This window comes from Plantibacter sp. lyk4-40-MEA-4 (assembly GCF_030209415.1).
Lineage (GTDB): Bacteria > Actinomycetota > Actinomycetes > Actinomycetales > Microbacteriaceae > Plantibacter > Plantibacter flavus_A.
On the sequence record NZ_JARVSA010000005.1, the window covers coordinates 165,310 to 184,634 of the forward strand.

The 19,325-nt window shown below is 70.2% G+C and carries 17 protein-coding genes; 6 read left to right on the forward strand and 11 right to left on the reverse strand.

Going from position 1 to position 19,325, the window contains the following annotated elements; genetic code table 11:
- Positions 1–3 precede the first annotated feature (3 nt).
- The 5 genes from QRN44_RS10715 to QRN44_RS10735 form a co-directional block, all read right to left on the reverse strand.
- A complete protein-coding gene (locus QRN44_RS10715; RefSeq protein ID WP_285039123.1) occupies positions 4–1,551 on the reverse strand; it encodes a GMC oxidoreductase in 1,548 nt (515 codons plus the stop codon).
- Complete coding sequence (locus QRN44_RS10720) at positions 1,548–2,936, reverse strand: alpha/beta fold hydrolase (protein ID WP_285039124.1); 1,389 nt, start codon at positions 2,934–2,936, stop codon at positions 1,548–1,550. The genes QRN44_RS10715 and QRN44_RS10720 overlap by 4 nt, the downstream gene beginning before the upstream one ends.
- On the reverse strand, positions 2,933–3,832 hold the full coding sequence (locus tag QRN44_RS10725) for an SDR family oxidoreductase (protein WP_285039125.1): 900 nt from the start codon (positions 3,830–3,832) through the stop codon (positions 2,933–2,935). The genes QRN44_RS10720 and QRN44_RS10725 overlap by 4 nt, the downstream gene beginning before the upstream one ends.
- Before the next feature lie 135 nt (positions 3,833–3,967).
- On the reverse strand, positions 3,968–5,278 hold the full coding sequence (locus tag QRN44_RS10730; RefSeq protein WP_175115930.1) for a glycosyltransferase family 2 protein: 1,311 nt from the start codon (positions 5,276–5,278) through the stop codon (positions 3,968–3,970).
- On the reverse strand, positions 5,275–6,204 hold the full coding sequence (locus tag QRN44_RS10735) for a WcbI family polysaccharide biosynthesis putative acetyltransferase (protein ID WP_285039126.1): 930 nt from the start codon (positions 6,202–6,204) through the stop codon (positions 5,275–5,277). Before QRN44_RS10735 ends, QRN44_RS10730 begins: the two co-directional genes overlap by 4 nt.
- Before the next feature lie 93 nt (positions 6,205–6,297).
- Between QRN44_RS10735 and QRN44_RS10740 the strand changes: the two genes are divergently transcribed.
- Entirely contained in the window at positions 6,298–7,302 is a 1,005-nt protein-coding gene (locus tag QRN44_RS10740; RefSeq protein WP_285039127.1) for a glycosyl hydrolase family 18 protein, read from the forward strand.
- Between the two features lie 44 nt (positions 7,303–7,346).
- On the opposite strand, the gene QRN44_RS10745 is transcribed toward QRN44_RS10740, so the two are convergent.
- Together QRN44_RS10745 and QRN44_RS10750 are read right to left on the reverse strand one after the other, a co-directional pair.
- Complete coding sequence (locus tag QRN44_RS10745) at positions 7,347–7,673, reverse strand: hypothetical protein (RefSeq protein WP_285039128.1); 327 nt, start codon at positions 7,671–7,673, stop codon at positions 7,347–7,349.
- A gap of 91 nt (positions 7,674–7,764) precedes the next feature.
- The gene (locus tag QRN44_RS10750) at positions 7,765–8,583 is read right to left on the reverse strand and encodes a helix-turn-helix domain-containing protein (protein WP_285039129.1); all 819 of its coding nucleotides are present in this window, start codon (positions 8,581–8,583) and stop codon (positions 7,765–7,767) included.
- Between the two features lie 111 nt (positions 8,584–8,694).
- Here QRN44_RS10750 and QRN44_RS10755 point away from each other — a divergent pair, with 111 nt between their 5' ends.
- From QRN44_RS10755 to QRN44_RS10775, 5 genes are all read left to right on the forward strand, one after another.
- Positions 8,695–9,762: an ABC transporter substrate-binding protein gene (locus tag QRN44_RS10755; RefSeq protein ID WP_121291117.1), complete on the forward strand. Its 1,068-nt coding sequence runs from the start codon at positions 8,695–8,697 to the stop codon at positions 9,760–9,762.
- A 7-nt stretch (positions 9,763–9,769) separates the two neighbouring features.
- The gene (locus QRN44_RS10760) at positions 9,770–10,777 is read left to right on the forward strand and encodes a FecCD family ABC transporter permease (RefSeq protein ID WP_285039130.1); all 1,008 of its coding nucleotides are present in this window, start codon (positions 9,770–9,772) and stop codon (positions 10,775–10,777) included.
- Positions 10,774–11,826: a FecCD family ABC transporter permease gene (locus QRN44_RS10765; RefSeq protein ID WP_285039131.1), complete on the forward strand. Its 1,053-nt coding sequence runs from the start codon at positions 10,774–10,776 to the stop codon at positions 11,824–11,826. Before QRN44_RS10760 ends, QRN44_RS10765 begins: the two co-directional genes overlap by 4 nt.
- Before the next feature lie 109 nt (positions 11,827–11,935).
- On the forward strand, positions 11,936–12,160 hold the full coding sequence (locus QRN44_RS10770; protein ID WP_071259931.1) for a hypothetical protein: 225 nt from the start codon (positions 11,936–11,938) through the stop codon (positions 12,158–12,160).
- A gap of 190 nt (positions 12,161–12,350) precedes the next feature.
- The gene (locus tag QRN44_RS10775; protein WP_285039132.1) at positions 12,351–14,264 is read left to right on the forward strand and encodes an ABC transporter ATP-binding protein; all 1,914 of its coding nucleotides are present in this window, start codon (positions 12,351–12,353) and stop codon (positions 14,262–14,264) included.
- Positions 14,265–14,288: 24 nt separating this feature from the next.
- Here QRN44_RS10775 and QRN44_RS10780 read toward each other — a convergent pair whose 3' ends face one another.
- Genes QRN44_RS10780 through QRN44_RS10795 form a run of 4 tightly spaced genes read right to left on the reverse strand, consistent with a single transcriptional unit; the run spans position 14,289 to position 19,261 of the window.
- The gene (locus QRN44_RS10780; protein WP_285039133.1) at positions 14,289–15,764 is read right to left on the reverse strand and encodes an aldehyde dehydrogenase family protein; all 1,476 of its coding nucleotides are present in this window, start codon (positions 15,762–15,764) and stop codon (positions 14,289–14,291) included.
- A 43-nt stretch (positions 15,765–15,807) separates the two neighbouring features.
- On the reverse strand, positions 15,808–16,944 hold the full coding sequence (locus tag QRN44_RS10785; RefSeq protein WP_285039134.1) for a mandelate racemase/muconate lactonizing enzyme family protein: 1,137 nt from the start codon (positions 16,942–16,944) through the stop codon (positions 15,808–15,810).
- On the reverse strand, positions 16,941–17,894 hold the full coding sequence (locus tag QRN44_RS10790) for a dihydrodipicolinate synthase family protein (protein WP_285039135.1): 954 nt from the start codon (positions 17,892–17,894) through the stop codon (positions 16,941–16,943). The genes QRN44_RS10785 and QRN44_RS10790 overlap by 4 nt, the downstream gene beginning before the upstream one ends.
- Complete coding sequence (locus QRN44_RS10795; RefSeq protein ID WP_158596575.1) at positions 17,891–19,261, reverse strand: MFS transporter; 1,371 nt, start codon at positions 19,259–19,261, stop codon at positions 17,891–17,893. The genes QRN44_RS10790 and QRN44_RS10795 overlap by 4 nt, the downstream gene beginning before the upstream one ends.
- Between the last annotated feature and the right edge of the window lie 64 nt (positions 19,262–19,325).

A 19,325-nucleotide genomic window follows, 5' to 3' on the forward strand; every position in this document is an offset into this window, starting at 1 on the left:
CTGTCACCGCGCCGCGAGCATCCGGTCGGCGGTGCGCAGCGACAGGGCCATCTGTGCAAGACCCGGGTTCGCGGAGAGCGCGCTCGGGAACGTGGAGTTGTCACAGATCCACAGGTTGTCGATGTCGTGCGATCGCCCATCCCCGTCGACCACGCCGTCACTCGGATCGTCGCTCATCCGGCACGTGCCGAGCGTGTGCGCCGTGCGCGCGAGCACCCTGGTGCTCCGCGCACCGGCTGCCGTGAGGATGTCCGTCATCGTGCGGATGGCGTGGCGGTCGATGGCCTGCTCGTTGTCACCGGGCGAGAACGAGACGGTCGCACGCGGCAGACCCCATTCGTCCTCCTCCGACGAGAGCTCGAGCCGGTTGCCGTCGGCGGGCAGACACTCGGCGTTCATCCCGATGCCGGCGTTGTACCGGGACGCGTCGAGCTCGTCGACCAGCTCGGCGCCCCAGAGACCACCGCCGCGCACGAGGGTCGTCGCGTAGTTGAACGGCATGACACCGAGGCTCTGCAACAGATACCCTCCGGCGAAGTCAGCGCCTTCGGGGCGGACGAAGTCCTCGGTGATGAGCGCCGACGGGTAGCCGCGGTAGCCGCGGATCTGCTCGTCGAACCGTCCCCACACCTGCACCGCCCCGTGGGCCAGGAAGTTCCGACCCACCTGACCGCTGGCGTTCGCGAGGTCGTTGTGCAGCAGGAGCCGAGGGGTCTCCACCCCGCCGCCCGCCAACACGAGGACCTCACAGCGCTGCCGCTTGTCGACGCCGTCCTGGCGATAGACGACGCCCGTCACTCGACCGCGGGCGTCCCGCTCGATGGTGTGCACGACGGCGTCCGGTCGGATCTCCGCCCCCGCCGCGACCGCAGCCGGCAGGTAGGTGATGGCCGTCGTCGCCTTCGCACCGTGGCGCTCGCCCTGGTGGATCGAGCCGACGTTCGTCGTGGCACGTCGCAGGCCGTGGTGCGGCTGATCCCGGTCGCGGGTGATGATCGCGGCGGGTGCGTCGGTGGCCCGGATGCCGAGCGACTCCGCGCCCTTCGCCATGAGGTCGGCGGGCGCGTTGCGCTTCGGCGGCGCGTACAGATAGGTCCGCGACGGGTCCCACGGATACGGCGTCGGCCCGGAGACACCGATGGTCGCCTCGACCTCTTCGACGTAGCGCGTGAACTCCGCGTGATCGACGGGCCAGTCGCGTCCGAAACCGGTCTCGCTGCGCAGACGCAGGTCACGGGCGTCCGGCCGGGGCGTGAACGCGCCCCAGTGCACGGTGCCACCGCCGACGCCGAACCCGCTGTTGTTCGGGCCGAACGCCGTCGGAGCGTCTCCACCGCTGAACCGGCTGGACATCCAGTTGATCGTCGTCGCGTCGACCTCGTCCGGGGTGGACTCGGCAGGGTCGTGATTCGGCCCCGCTTCGAGGGCGACGACGCGGAGTCCCGCTGCAGCGAGTCGCGCGAGCAGTGGTGCGCCACCCGCACCGGTACCGACCACCACGACGTCGACGCTGTCGTCGAGGTCGTAGGTCTTCATGGTGTCCAGGTTCACGCTGCATCCTCCTGCTGCTGTGCGGGCGCGACGCCGAGTTCGGAGGGCTCCCAATCGTCTCTGGTGCCGGCACCCAACTCGCGGTAGCCGGCGAAGTCGACGTCTTCAGCGCCGGTCGCGAACCCGTCGTAGCCGACGCGGGCCAGCGACGCGGGATGGATGAGCCACTCCCGCGTGACGTCCACGCGCAGGTCCTCGAACCAGCGCCGCAGATCGTCTCCGTCGATGGCGCCCCCGGGGACGCCCTGGCCGTCGATCACGGCACGGATCACGGCATCCTGGTCATCGGCCGAGTCCGGCCACGCGGTTCGGAGATCATCCAATCCGGCGCGGTAGGCCTCGTCGTCCGTGAGCCCTCCGACCGGCCGCCATCCGTCGCCACCACCTGCTGCGAGGTCGGCGTCGACCCGGGCGGCCAGATCGATCCGCCCCTCGGTCGGCTGGGGAACCAGGCGATCGGCGACGGAGCGGAGCAGGTCCAGCTGTTCCACGCTCAGGACGCGGGGCCGATACTCGGGGTCATCCGGCAGGGCGCGTCGTGCCAGCGCACTCCGCACCCGCCGCGTGGTCCGTGGGGACGCGATGACGAGCCCCCACGCCGGGGGGACGATCGCACTGTGTGCGACGATCTCGTCCCAGAGCTCGGTCAGCGCACGCGCGACCTCGGCGGGGCGCTCGAACGAGAGGAGATGCCCCGCTCCGGCGAGCGGCACGAATCGTGCGCGGGGGTAGACGTCCGAGAGCAGCTCCGGCTGCACAGCGGCTCCGAGAGCCTCGTCCTCACCTCCGGCGAGCACGGTGCACGGGAGATCGAGGGTGCCGACGGAGGACGCGATGTCCTCCAGGCTGCCCTGCTCGAGCCAGCGGCGCCACGCGACGGGCGACATGGCCTGCACGGACGCGACGGCAGCGGCCTGCAGCTCGGTCAGCAGAGGTGCACCCACGTTGTCGTCGACGAAAGTCCGTGCGTCCCCCTCGGCGACGGGCCCGTCCTCGACCCAGGTGAGCATCTGGTGGCGCTTCGCGTCCGGCATCGGCTCAGGCGTTGGCGGAGACGGCGCGAGCAGCACGACACCGACGAGCCCGAACACGGGGGCGTCGCCATCCCGGACCCGGGCGGCGATCCCGGCGGCGACCTTGCCACCCATGCTGTGCGCACACAGCATCCAGGGTCCGCCGTCGGCCTCCTCCGCGATGACGGCGAGGGCCGCGTCGATCTGCGAGTCGACCGAGCCGTCCGGCGCGTCGGCCGTGTCGCCCTGGCCGGGCAGCTCGACGGCGATGACCCGGAATCGAGCGTCGAGCTCGCGAGCCACCGGCGCGGCCGCGGCGGCGTCGAGCCCCAGCCCGGGGAGGAAGAAGACGGTGCAGTCAGCCGCCGTCACGGGGTCACCATGCCGCCGTTGACGTTCAACGTGGCTCCGGAGACGTAGCCGGATTCGGCCGATGCGAGGTAGACGTACGCCGGCGCGAGCTCAGCCGGCTGCCCGGCACGCTGATACGTGTTCTCGTCGTCGAAGTGCTCCATCTGCTCGTCGGAGACGCCGTCGGAGACCTGCAACGCGGTCCACACGGGGCCGGGGGCGACGACGTTCACGCGGATCCCCCGGGAGGCGAGCTGCAGCGCGAGCCCCTTCGAGAGGTTGTTGATCGCGGCCTTCGTCGCTGCGTAGTCGAGGCGGTCCGGTGACGGCTTGTACGCCTCGAGCGACGCGGTGTTGACGATGCTCGAGCCCTCGCCGAGGTGGGCGAGTGCCGCCTTGGTGATCCAGAAGTTCGCGAAGACGTTCGTGCGGAACGTCTCCTCGAACTGCTCGTCGCTGAGGTCCTCCACCCGGTCGACGGCGATCTGCTTGCCGGCGTTGTTGACCAGGATGTCGAGGCCGCCGAGGAACTCGGCTGCCTCCGACACGAGCCTCCGGCACTGGTCGGGCTGCGAGACGTCGGCTACGATCGCCTTGCCCCGGCGCCCGGCGTCGGCGATGAGCGAGAGGACGTGCTCGGCGTCCTCCTCCTCGCCGGGGAGATGGACGATGACGACGTCCGCGCCCTCGCGGGCGAACGCGATCGCGGTGGCGGCGCCGATGCCGGAGTCGCCCCCGGTGATCAGCGCCTTGCGACCGGTGAGGCGTCCACTCCCCCGATAGCTCGCCTCTCCGAGATCGGGCACCGGGGTCATCTTGGCCTGTACGCCGGGCTCCGGCTGATGCTGCAGCGGCGGCTCGACCCGGTTGTACTGGGTCACGGGGTTGGTCACTTCATACTGGTCGCGCGGAGACATGACGACCACGCTAAACGAGACCTCGGCCGGAACCGGTGGGGTTGCACTCCGCGCGTCCGGTGGTGCAGTCGTCCGACGGAGGGCCTGCGTTCGGGCCGCGTGATCCATGCGCGGAGCACGTCGTCGCTGATCGGGTCAGCAGAACGACGAGGGTCCACCCCAGCCGCCGACCCAGGCCGCCACCCGGGGGTCAGGCCGGAGCCGCTGGACGCCGTCGGCGACGAGCTGCTGGGTCTCGAAGGCGGCGGACGTCGCCCAACGTTCCTCACGCCGCCTGGCCCGCCGGGATCGCAGGCGGCCGAGTGACGCGCCGTCCGGGTCGACGAGCTCGACGGTGCCCACGTCTCCGGTGCCGAGGCGGTCGACGAGTTCGACGATCCACGTCGGGTCGAGGATCACGATCGGACGGTCGAGCTCCCAGGTCACTCGGGCGTCGACTCCGGCTACTTCACCGAGGATGCGCGGGTCTCCCCCGAGCCCCTCCGCTCCCCCGCCGTCGAGGACGAGCCGAGCCTGCGGGAAGGCTGCGAAGAGCGAGTCCGCCGCGACGAACCGAGCGGCCGTCGTGTGGTCGCCCCGCAGCCGCACGAGGAGATCGACCGCGGCCGACCACAGCGCCCGCGGCGCGGACCCTGCGACGGGGATCGACGAGAGGAGCCGCATGGTCTGGGCGTTCGCGCGGTCCATGCCTGAGCCGTCCCGCTCCGCCCACTCGGGGCCGTCGTGCCAAGCCACCGCGGCCGGGACATGGGCGAACACCGCTCCCGCCTGCCACATGCGGTGCGCCCACTCCCAGTCCTCTCCGCCGTACGAGGTGAAGGACTCGTCGAATCCGCCGACCTCGTCGAACAGGCCCCGCGAGCATGCGATGACCGCACCGATCATGAATCGATAGGAACGGTCGTCCGCGTTGCGCAGATCCCGACTGCGCGCGTACTCCTCGGCGAGCCACGCCGGTTCGGCGAGCTCACGACCGGCGGCCGCCTCGACGACCGGTGTCTCCGGGGCGATCCCGCTGAAGTCGGCGTGGCGACGCCGCCCGACCGTGACCGCTTCGGGCAGTAGGGCGGGGAGCCGCGTGAGCGCGCGCACGTACCCCGGCTCGGGGGCCGTGTCGGCATCGAGGAAGCACAACACCTCGCCACTGCTCGCCCTCACGCCCAGGTTGCGGACGGCGGCGAGCCGGAACCCCTGGTCCGCCTGCCGCACGAGGATCACGTCGTCCGGAACCGACACGTCACCCGGCGATCCGTCGTCGGCGACGATCACCTCCAGGAGGTGACGCGGGTAATCCTGCGCGGCGAGGGCATGCAGGGTCCGGAGCAGCTCACCGGGCTGGTCGTAGTGCGCGACGATCACCGAGACGCGTGGCAGCGGATCAGGATGGACGTCGTCGAGGGTGTCCCACCGGTTGCCGACGACCCACGGCTGCGCACTCCCGGTCACGCGTCGCGCCAAACGGAGAGCAGGGCCGCGAGCCGGTCGACGGCGACGACGACGAACTCGGGGTGGGACGCGTACCAATCGGTGTGAGCGGCACGCACCTCCGCGTCATCGACCTCGACACCCTCGATGATCCAGTGGTCGCGGGGCTCGTCCGGCAGGGACCAGGCGTCGACGACCTCTGGTGCGATGGGCGCACGCACCGCGTTGAGCAGGGGGCGTCCGGGGGCGGTGACGCCGCCAGGGGCGCCCAGCACGTCGAGGACGCGGGCGCCGAGCGGCAGCCAGACCGCGTTCCCCGGGTGGTTGACGGTACGCGCGTGGTCGGCGGTGACCGAGTCGAAGAGGTCGGACACCGGCACGTCGGTCGCGGCCTCGCGTCTCCGCAGCTCCTCGACGGAGGCTCGGCCGATCGCGCGCACGGCGTCCGGCTGGAGGGCAGACACGACGGGGATGCCTGCGGCGGCCGCGAGCGTCCGGACGTCGTGGTACGCCACGAGCGGCGGGTTCTCCTCGACGCCGGGGACCCGGACGGCGGCCTGGAACGGATGCAACCCCCCGAACCGCACCGGAGTCACCGTCAGCACGCGCGCGCTCGTGGCGGCGGCGACCTGTCGTGTGCCGAGCGGCAGTCCGTGGTAGTCGTCCCGCACGGGTTGCGACACCACGGTGTGCGCCGCGCCCACCACCTCGTGCAGCCGCTCCGCGTCCTCGGCGGTCATCTCGTGCACGGCTGGAACGCGCACGAACCGGCGGTCCGGCGCATCCATCACGGTGCGCAGGGATTCGGCCTGGCAATTGCCGAGCACCACCCCGAACTCCGTGGGCAACGGCGCGAGGCCGTAGAACTCCGCGTAGTGCCTGCGGCGTCCCTCCATCGGCGACCCGGCGGGCGCAGCGGTCGTGCCCGGTTCGAGGGTGTGGCTCATGCGTCGACGCTATACCGTCGTCGCGCCTACCATCGATCTCGCGCATCGGGTTGACGACAGGCGTTCACCCTGCAGTGTGAGAAGGAATCAGGCATGCACACACCACGGAACTTTCGGAACGGCCTGGTCGCCATGGGGGTCGCCGCGCTCGCGGTCCCCTTACTCGTCTCATCCCCCTCCGCCACCACCGCGGGTCTCCTGATCGAGGGATACCTCATGACCGGATCAGGGGCGCAGTACATCGCCCCGAGTGCCTCGGCACTCTCGCTCGTCGGCATCGACGGCGTCAACCTGACCTCGACCGGCGCAGCGGTCACGGCGACACCGCAGGAGGCCGCGGGTCTGGTCACCGCGGCGAAGAGCAAGGGTCTCAAGACCGAGCTGCTGTTCGGCAACTTCGACGCGTCGATCAGCGACTTCTCCCCGGCCATCGCCACGAAGCTCCTCAGCAGAACGGTGAACCGGAAGGCCGTCGTCACCTCGCTCGTCTCCAAGGTCGCGGAGGGCGGGTTCGACGGAGTGCAGATCGACCTCGAGTCACTGAACAGCTCCCACAAGGCCGGTCTCACGAAGTTCCTCGCCGAACTGCGCGCCGCACTGCCGTCAGCGTCGACCATCTCGATCGCGCTCATGGCCACCGACACCGCCGCGGGCTACGCCGACGAGGGGTTCGACATGAGTGCGCTGAACGCGTCCGTGGGGCGGTTCGTGCTGATGGCCTACGACCAGCACGGACCGACCTGGACCGATGCGGGCCCCGTCGGCGGCACGCCCTGGGTCGCGAGCGTGCTGGCGGCATTCATCGCGACCGGTGTCCCGAAGAGCAAGATCGGCCTCGGTGTCGCCGAATACGCGTACACCTGGCCGGGTGACGGGACCGACGGCGAGCAGCTGACCGTCGCCGAGGCGAGAGCGAAAGCAGGCAATCGTGCGACGTGGGACGCGACGCAGCAGGAGTGGACGGCGACACTCGCGGACGGCACGGTCATCTGGTGGTCCGACGCCAAGACCCTCGGTCTGCGGAAGACCTACGCCACCCGGCAGGGTGTGCACGGCCTCGCCGTGTGGGATCTGAGTCTCGGTGATCCGATCAGCTGAGTCGCGCCAGCCTCGAGCCCGTCGAACACCGCGTCGGAGTCCGTTCAGGCGGTGACGACCGCGATGACGAGCAGCACGACGGTCACCGCGAGCGTTCCCAGGGTCACGGCCCGCGTTCGGCTCCGTCGCTCCGGCGGCACAGCCAACGGCAGCGAGACCGCCACGACCAGACCGGCGACGAGGGCGATCGGGGTGCCGAAGAGCAGGCTGTAGCCGTGGACGTCGCGGTCGTCCCAGCCGAAGCGGCTCGACACCACCATCCAGATCGCCAGTAGGTACACGGTAGCGGCGGAGGCCGCAACGATTCCGGCGATCACCCGGAGGACGAGACGTGTCCGGGTGGTCGCCCGCCGTGCTCGCGGGTCGGCCATACGGCCACCCTAGAGCGGAAGCCGACGCATCGGCCAGGCCGACGGAGGCGGTCGGTCTCCCCAGATCACCTGAAGCCGCCCCACCATCACATCAGATGAGCTCCGCCGTCCGGCTGCGCGCGGCGTAGACAGCGGGGGTCACGGAGAACCGGGTGCGGAACGCCCCGATGAAGCTGCTCACCGACTCGTAACCGACCGCGGGTGCGACCTCCTGCACGGCGACACCCCGACCGAGCATTCCCGCCGCTGCATGCAGGCGCACGCGGACCCGCCACTCACGGAAGGTGCATCCCGTGCCGTCCACGAACGCCCGGCCGATCGTCTTCGGGCTGACACCCGCCGCCGAAGCCCAATCGTCGAGCCCGCGCGGGTCGGCGGGGTCCGCCATCAGAGCCGACGCGATGGCACGCGCGCGCGGTTCACGGGGCATGGCCAACGCCTCATCGTCGTGAGCCGCGGCCGAGAGCAGGTCGATCAGGAGCGACCAGCATCGCCATCGCCGGCGCCCGGCCGGGTCGGCGTCGAGCAGGTGCGCCAGCAGCGCTCCCGAGAGGTCGTCGACCCGGACGGTCCGTGCACCGTTCCAACGGCCGCCCTGTGGGCGCAGCATCGGGTCGGCATAGACGCTGATGAGCTCTCCGGGCTCGCTGAAGCTCATCTCGTGCACCATCCCCGCGGGGATCCAGGCGAGGTGCTCTCGCCGCAGTCGCCGTCGATCGCCGAGGACCGACACCTCCATCGCGCCGGAGCTCATCCACGCGAGTTGGTCCTCGCGGTGCGAGTGCTCGTCGAACCGTGTCGTCGCATCGACCCGCGAGCGGGAAACCCGGAACTCCCCCGATGTCCCTTCGGCGTCATCCAGTGGGCCGAGGAGCCTGATCCCGCCGTCCGAGTGGTCACGACCAGACATTCAGCTGTCTCCATTCGACAAGTCCTGTCCGCTCAGCGCGATAGCGCGAAGCGATTAGGCAAGGCTAACCTGACTGTCGTCATCCCGCCAGTCGAACCGATGAAGGACCCCATGACCGTTCCGAAGCACCACCGCGCCCCGAGTGCGAGGACCGCTCGCCTGCTCGCCGCGGTGAGCGCGCTCGCCCTCGTCGGCGTCGCGCTCTCCGCCTGCTCGAGCGCCTCCTCGACGACCGCCGAGAACCCGAACTACACGACCGAGCCGAGCGACTCGTTCCCGGTGACGATCGAGCACGAGTACGGCGAGACGGTCATCCCCTCGGAGCCGCAGCGGATCGTCGTGGTCGGACTGACCGAGCAGGACATCCTCCTCGAACTCGGTGTCACACCGATCGCGACGACGGAATGGTACGGCGAGCAGCCCTATGCGGTGTGGCCGTGGGCGACGGACCTCCTGGGCGATGCCGAGCCGACCGTCCTCACCACGACCGACGGGTTCGAGTACGAGAAGATCGCGTCGCTGCGGCCGGACCTGATCATCGGGACGAACGCCGGCATGACCGAGGAGAACTACGCGAAGCTCGCGGAGATCGCGCCGACCGTGACCAATGAGGAGGGTGCGGGGCTCTACTTCGCGGATTGGCGGGACCAGACCAGGATGGTCGCCCAAGCCGTGGGTCGTTCAGCGGAGGGCGAGGCGCTCATCACGGGCGTCGACGAGGCCTACGCTGCGGCTGCGGCAGCGCACCCCGAGTTCGCGGGCCTCACGGCGACCTTCTCTCAGGGTGGGCCGTGGGACGGCAACCTGTGGGTCTACCCAGATGGCCTCAACACCGATTTTCTGACGGATCTCGGATTCACGATCACGCCCGGGTTGCAGCAGTACGTCCCGAGCGAGGGCGGACAGGCTCAGATCGCCGCAGAGAACGTCGGTGTCATCGACGCTGACGTGATCGTCTTCGCGACCGAGTCCACGGATTCCGTTCAGGAGGTGCTGGGCTTCGGCACCACCTCGAGTCTGGACGCCGTGACCGGCGGGCGAGCGGTCTTCACCGACGGCGAGCTCGCCGGTGCGATCTACTTCCTCACCCCGCTCAGCCAGAAGTACGTCCTCGAGCAGCTGGTGCCGCGCCTGGTGGACGCAGTCGCCGGCACAGCTCCGCAGAGCGTCGACGGCTGACCCGTCGGTGACCTCGCGCACCCCTCGCGGGCGCCGTTCGCTGGGGCTCGGGATCGCGGTCGCGGCACTCCTGACCGCGATCCTGCTCAGCATTCTCGTGGGGTCCCACCCCGTGGGCCCGACCGACGTCTGGCGGGCACTCACGAGGCCCGATGGCTCCGTCACCGATCTGGTCGTCCTCGATCTGCGGATCCCCCGCACCGTGGCCGGACTCGTCGCCGGTGTCGGGCTCGGCGTCTCGGGCGCACTCATCCAGGGCCTCACCCGAAACCCCCTCGGTGATCCGGGGATCCTCGGTGTGGACGCGGGCGCAGCGCTCTTCGTCGCGATCGGTGTCCTGCTCGGCGCGCGCACACCCGTGCAGTACCTGCCGTTCGCGTTCCTGGGAGCCCTGGTCGTGACAGCACTCGTCTACGTGATCGGCTCGGCAGGACGTGGTGGTGCGGATCCGGTCCGGCTGACCCTCGCCGGCGTCGCCCTTGCTGCGGTGCTCAGCGGCATCACGACCGCGATGATGCTCCTCGACCCGGTCACGTTCAGGCAGCTCCGCGGGTGGAACGCCGGGTCCTTCGTCGAGCGGGGCCTCGACGTCATCATGCCCGCACTCCCCTTCGTCCTCGCGGGCGTCGTCATCGCGCTGTTCAGTGCTCGATCGCTGAACGCCCTCGCGCTGGGCGACGATCTCGCCTCCTCACTCGGCACCCGCCTCGCGACCACCCGTGTGCTCGCCGTCGTCGCGATCACCCTGCTGGCGGGAGGGGCGACCGCGATCGCCGGACCGGTCGGCTTCGTCGGGCTCATGGTGCCGCACATCGCGCGGTGGATCGTCGGTCCCGACCAGCGGTGGATCGTGGCGTACTCCATCCTGATCGCGCCGGCTGTGCTGCTCACCTCTGACGTGATCGGTCGCGCGATCCTCTGGCCGAGTGACGTCCCTGTCGGGATCGTCACGGCGTTCATCGGTGCGCCCGTGTTGATCCACCTCGTGCGGCGCGCGAAGGCGAGCGCACTGTGAGTGGGGCCGAGGCCGGACCGCGCACGGTCGTGTGGCGGAGGCGATCGCTCTCCGTCCGCGTCCGGCTGCGCACGATCGTCGTGTGCGGGGTGCTCGGTGTGGTCGCACTCGCGTTGGTGTTGCTCGCGCTGTGTCTCGGCGACCTGCCGCTCTCGGTCGGTGAGGTCGCGTCGGCGTTCCTCGGCGGGCCAGGCGGTCTGGTGCAGACGGTGGTGCTCGAGTGGCGCCTCCCGCGAGTCCTCGCCGCGCTGCTCTTCGGCGCCGCCCTCGGACTCTCCGGCGCGATCTTCCAGTCCCTCACCCGGAACCCGCTCGCGAGCCCCGACATCATCGGGCTCACCGCGGGATCGTACGCGGGCGGTCTCATCGTGATCATCGTGCTCGGTGCGGGCGCCGGCTCGGCCGCTGTCGCGGGCGGTGCCGTCGGTGGCGGGCTGATCGCCACGGCGCTGGTCTCCCTCCTCAGCTACCGTCGAGGCATCCAGGGCTTCCGCCTCATCGTCGTGGGCATCGGCGTCTCGGCCATGCTCGAGGCGCTCAGTTCCTACCTCGTGCTGCGCGCGAAGCTCGAGGTCGCGATGCTCGCCACGGTCTGGGGCGCAGGCTCGCTGAACGCCGTCGGATGGGCCCAGCTGCTCCCGGCCGCCGTCGTCACCCTGGCCGTCACCATCGTCCTCGGGCCGCTCGGCGGCTCGCTCCGCCAACTCGAGCTCGGCGACGACGCGGCGAAGGCGCTGGGATCGCGGGTCGAACCCTCACGGCTCGGTCTCGTGGCGTGCGCCGTCGCGCTCACGGCTGTCGTCACGGGCGCAGCCGGACCCATCGCGTTCGTCGCCCTCGCCGCCCCGCAGATCGCGCAGCGGATCACCCGCACCGCCGGCATAGCGCTGGTGCCGTCCGCCCTGCTCGGGGCCCTCGTGTTGCTGGCATCCGATATCGTCGCGCAGCACCTGCTGCCGACGTCGCTCCCGGTGGGGGTCGTCACCGTGATCGTGGGTGGCGGCTACCTCGTCTGGCTCCTCGTCCACGAGATCCGCAGACGCTCGTGACCGTTCTGTCGTGAGGACCGGGGATACCCCCTCACCGCATCGATCGGCGGCCCTCTAGCCTGATGCCGAAGAGCCGAAGCAGACGACGCGACGGCGGAAACGAGACACGATGTCGCTCCCTCCCGCTCCCGATCCCACCAGGACCGCCAAGCGCTTCATCCTCGCCGTCTTCAGCTTCGTCGGGCTGATGGCGTCCGGTGTCGGGGTGGTCTCGTGCTCGATCGGGCTCGCCGACACCGGTCACCCCGCCATGATCGTCGGGCTCGCCGGAAGCGTACTCGGCATCGCCGCCGCCTTCGTCGTGATGTGGACGGCCCTGCGCTCCGAACGCTGATCACGCCAGGCACCTCGGCTGGTCTCCTCCGTTGGACGGCGGTCGCCCGGACCAACGGTGCCGCCGGAACGTTCGGGTCGGGAACAGCGAGGCTGATACGCTCTCGCAGGTCTGCGTTCGCGTCGCCACCCGGATCGTGACCGGGCTCCAGAGACGTGGTCATGCGCGCAGCGGGGCGTGAGGAATCGCAATGAGCATGGAAAGCGCGGCCTGGAGCTCGCTGTACAAGATCTCGAGCGCCAAGGACGCCAAGCATGGGATCTCCCGTGCGTCTGTTCGGCGGATTATGACGTTCGCAGTGCCCTACCGCGCCAAGCTGCTGGTCTTCATCGCGCTCTCCGTCGCCGGAGCGTTCCTCGCGGTGGCGACGCCGGTCCTCGCCGGGCAGGTGGTCGACGTCATCGTCGCCCGGGGCGAGGTGGCCACGATCGTCCGGCTCGCGGTCGTCATCGCCCTCGTGGCCGTGGCAGACGCCGCCGTGTCGTTGCTGACGCGATGGTATTCGGCTCGGATCGGCGAGGGGGTGATCCTGGACCTTCGCACAGCCGTGTTCAACCACGTCCAGAAGATGCCGATCGCCTTCTTCACCCGGACCCGGACGGGCGCCCTCGTGAGTCGCCTCAACAACGACGTGATCGGCGCTCAGCAGGCCTTCAGTGGCACCCTGTCCGGCGTGATCACGAACCTCGTCGCCCTGATCCTCACCCTGATCGTCATGCTCAGCACCTCCTGGCTCGTGACGGTCCTCGCGGTGGTGATGCTCCCCGTCTTCCTGGTGCCCGCGCGCCGTATGGGTGGCCGCCTCGCAGCGCTGCGTCGCGAAGCCGCCGACCACAACTCGGCCATGAGCACGCAGATGACCGAGCGCTTCTCGGCTCCCGGCGCCACGCTCGTCAAGCTGTTCGGCCGACCGGATCAGGAGGCCGAGGAGTTTCGTGTCCGCGCCGCCCGCGTCCGCGACATCGGTGTCCGGACGGCGATGCTGCAGTTCGTCTTCTTCACCGCGCTGATGCTCGTCTCCGCCCTCGCGCTCGCCCTCGTCTACGGCCTCGGCGGCTCCCTCGCCCTCGCCGGGCAGCTGGACACCGGTGAGGTGGTCACCCTGGCGCTCCTGCTCACCCGCCTCTACGCACCGCTGACCGGCCTCGCGAACGCTCGGGTGGAGATCATGAGCGCGGTGGTCAGCTTCGAGCGCGTCTTCGAGGTGCTCGACCTCGAACCGCTCATCCGGGAGAAGCCCGACGCCGTCACCGTCACCGAGGGTCCGGTGTCCGTGGAGTTCGACGACGTCCGCTTCGCCTACCCCTCCGCGGACAAGGTGTCCCTCGCCTCCCTTGAGGAGGTCTCCACGCTGGACACCCGCGGCGGCGAGGAGGTGCTGCACGGTGTCTCCTTCCGGATCGAGCCGGGCCAGACCGTCGCCCTCGTCGGGACGTCCGGAGCAGGCAAGTCCACGATCGCGCAACTCCTCTCGCGGCTGTATGACGTCGACGAGGGCGCCGTGCGCCTCGCCGGGACGGACGTCCGCGACCTCACCTTCGCGTCGATGCGGCACACCCTGGGCATGGTGACGCAGGACGGCCACCTGTTCCATGAGACCATCCGCTCCAACCTGCGACTCGCGCGTCCGGAGGCGTCCGAGGACGAGGTGTGGGACGCCGTCAGCCGCGCGCGGCTCGAGCCGCTCATCCGGTCCCTGCCGGACCAGCTGGACACCATGGTGGGCGAGCGTGGCTACCGACTCTCCGGTGGTGAACGCCAACGGATGACCATCGCGCGACTGCTCCTCGCTCAGCCGCGCGTCGTCATCCTCGATGAGGCGACAGCGGCACTGGACTCGACCTCGGAGGCGGCGGTGCAGGCCGCGCTCAGCGAGGCGCTCGAGGGACGGACAGCGATGGTCATCGCGCACCGGCTCTCGACCATCCGCAGCGCAGACCTGATCCTCGTGGTCGAGGACGGCTTGATCGTGGAGCGCGGGACGCACGACGAACTCCTGGCTGCCGGTGGGCGGTACGAAGAGCTGCACCGGACGCAGTTCGCCGTCCAGAAGGAGGCCTCAGGACCGGCGAACCCGCGCTCCACGACCGCCGACGGCGGATAGCCACACGCCCACCGCCTCGCGCGGTCAACGCAGGACGCCGTCCACCCGTCGCGGGACACCTGCGTCGCCGTCCCGCAGCTCGGGCGGCAGCTCGCCCTGCGGGGCGTCCTGCCAGGCGACCGGTTTGAGGAACCGTCGGATCGCACCGGCGCCCACCGAGGTGAACTGCGAATTCGTCGACGGCCAATCCCCGCCATGGTGCTGCGCCCACGAGACCGCCACACCGGTCGGATACCCGTTGTAGACGAGCCGGCCGGATCGGGAACGGAGCGCCTGTCGCGCTCGCGGGACGCCCTCGTCCGCGTCGGCCGACCCCGCATCGCGGCCGAGCAGGAGGGTGCCGGTCAACGAACCGGGCAGTTCCGCGATGAGCTGTTCGGCCTCCGCGTCATCCTCGTACCGCGCGACGACGGTGAGCGGGCCGAAGCACTCCTCACCGAGCACCCCACCCAGTCCGCCGACCGGGACCTCGATGAGCGCCGGCGTCGTCCAGCCCGGTTCGGCCGTCCCGGCGAGCAACGGGATCGCCCGCGGGTCCGCGGCGCGCTCGGCCACGCCGGCGGCATAGGCGTCGGCCATCGAGTGCGTCAGCGCCTGCTTCGGTGCGACGCGTGCAAGCTCCGCCCGCAGGTGTTCGACGAGCGCGTCGCCCGCTCCGCCGGCCGGGAGCAGCACCACGCCTGGTTTCGTGCAGAACTGGCCACCGCCGAGGGTCACCGAAGCGGCGAGGCCGGCCGCGATCTCGACGCCGCGTCCTTCCGCGGCCGCCGGCGTCACGAGGACCGGGTTCACGCTGCCGAGTTCGCCGAAGAACGGGATGGGGTCCGCCCGGGCGGCCGCGAGGTCGGCGAGTGCGCGCCCGCCGCGGATGGATCCGGTGAAACTGGCGGCGCGGATACCGGGTTCCTGGACGAGGGCGCGACCGGCCCCGAACCCGTGGACGAGCGTCACCGCGTCTGCGGCGAGCTGCGCGATGACTCCGCCGACGAGCTCGCTCGTCCGAGGGTGCGCGGGGTGGACCTTGACGACGACACCGTTGCCCGCCGCGAGCGCCGAGACGGTGTCGCCACCCGGCACGGAGAAGGCCAGCGGGAAGTTGCTGGCGGCGTACACGGCGACGGGGCCGACGGGCACGAGCATCCGACGCAGATCGGGCCGTGGACCCATCGGGGTCGGTCCGGCGTGGTCGATGGTCGCCTCGAGGTAGGAGCCCTCACGGAGGACTGCTGCGAAGAACCGGAACTGGTAGCTGGTGCGGGCGAGTTCCCCGGTGAGTCGGGTCGGACCGAGCGCGGTCTCGGCGTCGGCCGCCTCGACGATGTCGTCACGGCGGGCATCGAGGGCGTCGGCGAGATCGTCGAGGAGCGATGCCCGGCCGGTACGGCCGAGTGCGGTGAGCCGCGTGGTGGCGTGGCGTGCCCGCTCGACGGCGGCCGCGACGGCCGCTCGGTCGGCATCGGAGTCGCTCGTCACGGTGTCGTCCGGGGCGTCGTTCATCATCGATGGTCCTTTCGTCGGTTCCAGCAGCGCATCATTGCTCGGGTCACATCCATGCGGTCGACCCGTCCGGCTTCACCGGCACACGGCGCTGCCAGTGCACCCAGTCATCATTGGCGAGCGCCGCCAGGTCGATCTCGATCCCCCAGCCGGGTCGCTCCGGGCGCAGCTCCAGGTGGCCATTGACCGGTTCGTACGGGTCGTGGCACCAGGAGACGGGGTCGGGTTTGAACTCCAGGATCGAGAAGTTGGTCGTCGCGGCCGCGAAGTGCACGTTCGCGGCCGTGGCGAGTGGGCCGAGGGGGTTGTGCGGGGCGACCGGGACGAGGTGCGCCTCGGCCAGGTGGGCGATCTTCACCATCTGGGTGAGTCCGCCGACGACGCAGATGTCAGGCTGCACGATGTCGGCTCCCTGCACGCTCAGGAGCGAGAGGAACTCGTTCGGGGAGTACAGCGACTCCCCCGTCGCGAGGGGCACCCGCATCTCACTCCGGATCCGCGCCCAGGCCGGGAAGTACTCGGGTCGGATCGGTTCTTCGAGAAACAGGGGTTCGTTGGGTTCGAGGGCTGCGGCCAGCGCGACCGCCTGATGGGGTTCCCAGAGACAGGCATGCGCGTCGAAGCCGAACTCCCAGGCGTCAGGCAGCGTCTCCCGGACCTCGCCGAAGTAGCGGCCGAGCTCCGCCGCGACGAGGCCGAATCGGTTCCGGTGCAACTCGGCGCGATACGGACTGAGTTTGAACGCCGTGTACCCGTTGCGCTCGCTGAGTTCAGCGGTCGTGTCGACGAGCTGCGGTACGTCGGGCGCCGCGTAGAGTCCGGCGTACACGCGGACCCGGTCGCGGACGGCACCGCCGAGCAGCTGATAGACGGGCAGCCCGGCGGCCTTCCCTGCGATGTCCCACAGGGCGTGGTCGATGGCCGCGATCGCCGCGAGGCCCATCGCCCCCGGCGGGAAACGCGAGGACTGGAGCAGGAACTGGTTCACGTGCGAGGTGCGGCGCGCATCGACACCCCTGATCTGCTCGAACAGGTACTCGAGCAGTGGTGGGAACGCGAGATCGGGTCCGTGGTTGTAGACCTCGGACCAGCCCTCGACGCCGTCATCGGTCGTGATGCGGACGAGGACGCGCGGGCGCTCCCCCACCCGTTGCAGGTAGGTGTCGAGCCGTTCGATCCTCATCGGGTGAGTGCTCCCGCCTCGGGACGGACGAGCGGCGCGATCGGCCAACCCGCGACGGAACGCCCGACTGCCGCGCGCCCGGCTTCGTCGAGTGGTGCACTGGGTGGACGGACCGATCGATCGGCCAGTCCGAGCTGGTGCATGGCCTCCTTGACGACCGACACGTTGTCGGCCGAGCGGTTGCGCGCACGCAGCTCCTCGAACGCGCTGATGTCCCGCCAGATCGCGCCGGCCCGCTCGTAGTCACCGGACCGGAGGGCGTCGAGCATGCCGAGCGAGACCGAGGGGGCGACGTTGACGAGTCCGGAAGTGAACCCCCGCGCGCCGCCCTGCCAGTACGCCGGTGCGTACGACTCGGCGAGCCCTGCGATCCAGACGATGTCCACGTCGGCTTCGGCCCTGGTGGTGGCGAACACGACGGGGTCGGGCACGGAGTACTTGACGGCGACCACGTTCGGTGCCTGTCCGACGAGGGCGCCGATGTGGTGCCCGCTCACGGTCGGTGTACTCAGGTACGGGATGACGCCGAGCTCCGGGACCGCCTCCGCGATGGCGCGGTTGTAGGCCACCCACCCGTCGGGCGACAGGTAGGGCAGCACGGGCTGGTGGATCATGATCGCGTCCGCGCCGGTCTCCGCGGCGAACCGTGCGTCGGCGATCGCGGTGGCGAGGTCGAAGCCGACGCCGGCCACGATCGTCGTCCCGGCGGACGCGTTCGCGATGACGGTCCGGAGGATCGCGCGTCGTTCCTCCGGCGCGAGCGCGTAGAACTCGCCGGTGTTGCCGTTCGGCGTGAGCACCTGGACCCCGTGCGCGCCGAGTCTCCTCGTGAGCGTTCCGGCGAGCTCATGGTCGATGCCTCCGTCCGTGGCGTACGGGACGACGGGGATGCCGACGACGGTCGCGAGCCGTCGGCTCAGGTCGGCGCGGTTCAGGGGTGCGCGGTTCACGATGGAGTCCTTTCGATGGAACTGGGCAGCGGCTCGGTGAGGGCCTGGACGGGCTTGATCCGCACCCACAGTCCGTAGATGGCTGCGCTCACGAGGCAGCTGAAGGCTGCGAAGACGAGCGGGCCCACATAGGAACCGCCGCTGAAGGTCAGGAAGAGCCCGATGGCGATGGGGCTGATGAGGTTGCCGAGCTGCGAACCGAAGTTCTGGAACCCGGCGATCGAACCGACGGTCTCTGGCGATTCGGCGACCTCCGCAGGGAGGCTGAGGATCGCGGCGCCGGCGAAGGAGTGCGCCGCACTCGACACGGTGAGCACCACCATGAGGAGGACGTTGCTCTCGATGAAGGGACTGAAGCCGATGCAGGCGCTCAGCACGAGCCCGGAGATGATCGGGATCTTCCGCGCCAGGTTCGTCGACATGCCGGAGGCGAGCATCCGGTCGGACACGATGCCACCGAGGACCGTCGCACCGATCGCGATGACGGCCGGGATGGCCCCGACCATGCCGAACTCCTCCTTCGAGAAGCCACGGTCGTTCAACAGGTAGCTCGGGTACCAGGTGAGGAAGAACGCACCGGCCAACGATCGGAACACGTATCCGAGCGTCAGCGCCCAGACCTGGTTGTTGCGCAGGAGCCGCGACCACGGGACCTTCGCAGCGCCTTCGGCGGCCTCGGGGGTCTGCACCATCTCGGCCTGGTCGGAGTTGATGTACTCGAGCTCCGCCCGGTTCACCTTCGGGTGCTTCTCCGGTGCGCGGTAGACAGCGAGCCAGCCGACGATCCAGAGGAGGCCGAAGAGCCCGATGACGACGAAGGCGAGCCGCCACCCTCCGAAGAGCGCGAGGGCGGTGACGAGCGGGACGGACAGTGCCGTGCCGATCTGCTGTCCCATGTCGAACAGGCTCGACGCGAACGCGCGTTCGCGTCGTGGGAACCACTTCGAGACGACCTTGACGTTCGCGGGTTGGACGGGTGCCTCGCCGATGCCGAGTCCGAGTCGGAAGAGCATGACGCTGCCGACGCCCTGCGACAGCGCGGTGAGGGCGGTCCAGATCGACCACCAGCCCACGGCGATGGGGTAGATGACGCGTGGACCGAACCGGTCGAGCAGCCAGCCGGACGGGACTTGGAACAGGGCGTACGTCCAGAAGAAGGACGACAGCACGACGCCCTGGACGGCCGGGCCGATCTCGAACTCCTCGGCCATGAAGGGCATCGCGACGCTCAGCGCGGCACGATCGAGATAGGCGATGGTGAGGCCGAGCGCCGAGAAGCCGACGATCGTCCAGCGGGTGTTGGTGCGCCGTCGGCGGACGGTGTCCGACTGAGAGGTGGCGCTGGTCGGTGTGTCATGATGAAGCATCGTTGCTCCTTGCGAGTAGCGGTGAAGCCTCCTCGGAGGCTGGAGATCAGGGGGCGGCCCGGGA

What these genes read in the sequence shown, in the direction of transcription:
- QRN44_RS10725 (WP_285039125.1), bottom strand. Translation starts at nt 3,832, where the DNA reads ATGTCTCCGCGCGACCAGTATGAAGTGACCAACCCCGTGACCCAGTAC.
- QRN44_RS10735 (WP_285039126.1), bottom strand. Translation starts at nt 6,204, where the DNA reads ATGAGCCACACCCTCGAACCGGGCACGACCGCTGCGCCCGCCGGGTCG.
- QRN44_RS10740 (WP_285039127.1), top strand. Translation starts at nt 6,298, where the DNA reads ATGCACACACCACGGAACTTTCGGAACGGCCTGGTCGCCATGGGGGTC.
- QRN44_RS10745 (WP_285039128.1), bottom strand. Translation starts at nt 7,673, where the DNA reads ATGGCCGACCCGCGAGCACGGCGGGCGACCACCCGGACACGTCTCGTC.
- QRN44_RS10750 (WP_285039129.1), bottom strand. Translation starts at nt 8,583, where the DNA reads ATGTCTGGTCGTGACCACTCGGACGGCGGGATCAGGCTCCTCGGCCCA.
- QRN44_RS10755 (WP_121291117.1), top strand. Translation starts at nt 8,695, where the DNA reads ATGACCGTTCCGAAGCACCACCGCGCCCCGAGTGCGAGGACCGCTCGC.
- QRN44_RS10770 (WP_071259931.1), top strand. Translation starts at nt 11,936, where the DNA reads ATGTCGCTCCCTCCCGCTCCCGATCCCACCAGGACCGCCAAGCGCTTC.
- QRN44_RS10775 (WP_285039132.1), top strand. Translation starts at nt 12,351, where the DNA reads ATGAGCATGGAAAGCGCGGCCTGGAGCTCGCTGTACAAGATCTCGAGC.
- QRN44_RS10780 (WP_285039133.1), bottom strand. Translation starts at nt 15,764, where the DNA reads ATGATGAACGACGCCCCGGACGACACCGTGACGAGCGACTCCGATGCC.
- QRN44_RS10785 (WP_285039134.1), bottom strand. Translation starts at nt 16,944, where the DNA reads ATGAGGATCGAACGGCTCGACACCTACCTGCAACGGGTGGGGGAGCGC.
- QRN44_RS10795 (WP_158596575.1), bottom strand. Translation starts at nt 19,261, where the DNA reads ATGCTTCATCATGACACACCGACCAGCGCCACCTCTCAGTCGGACACC.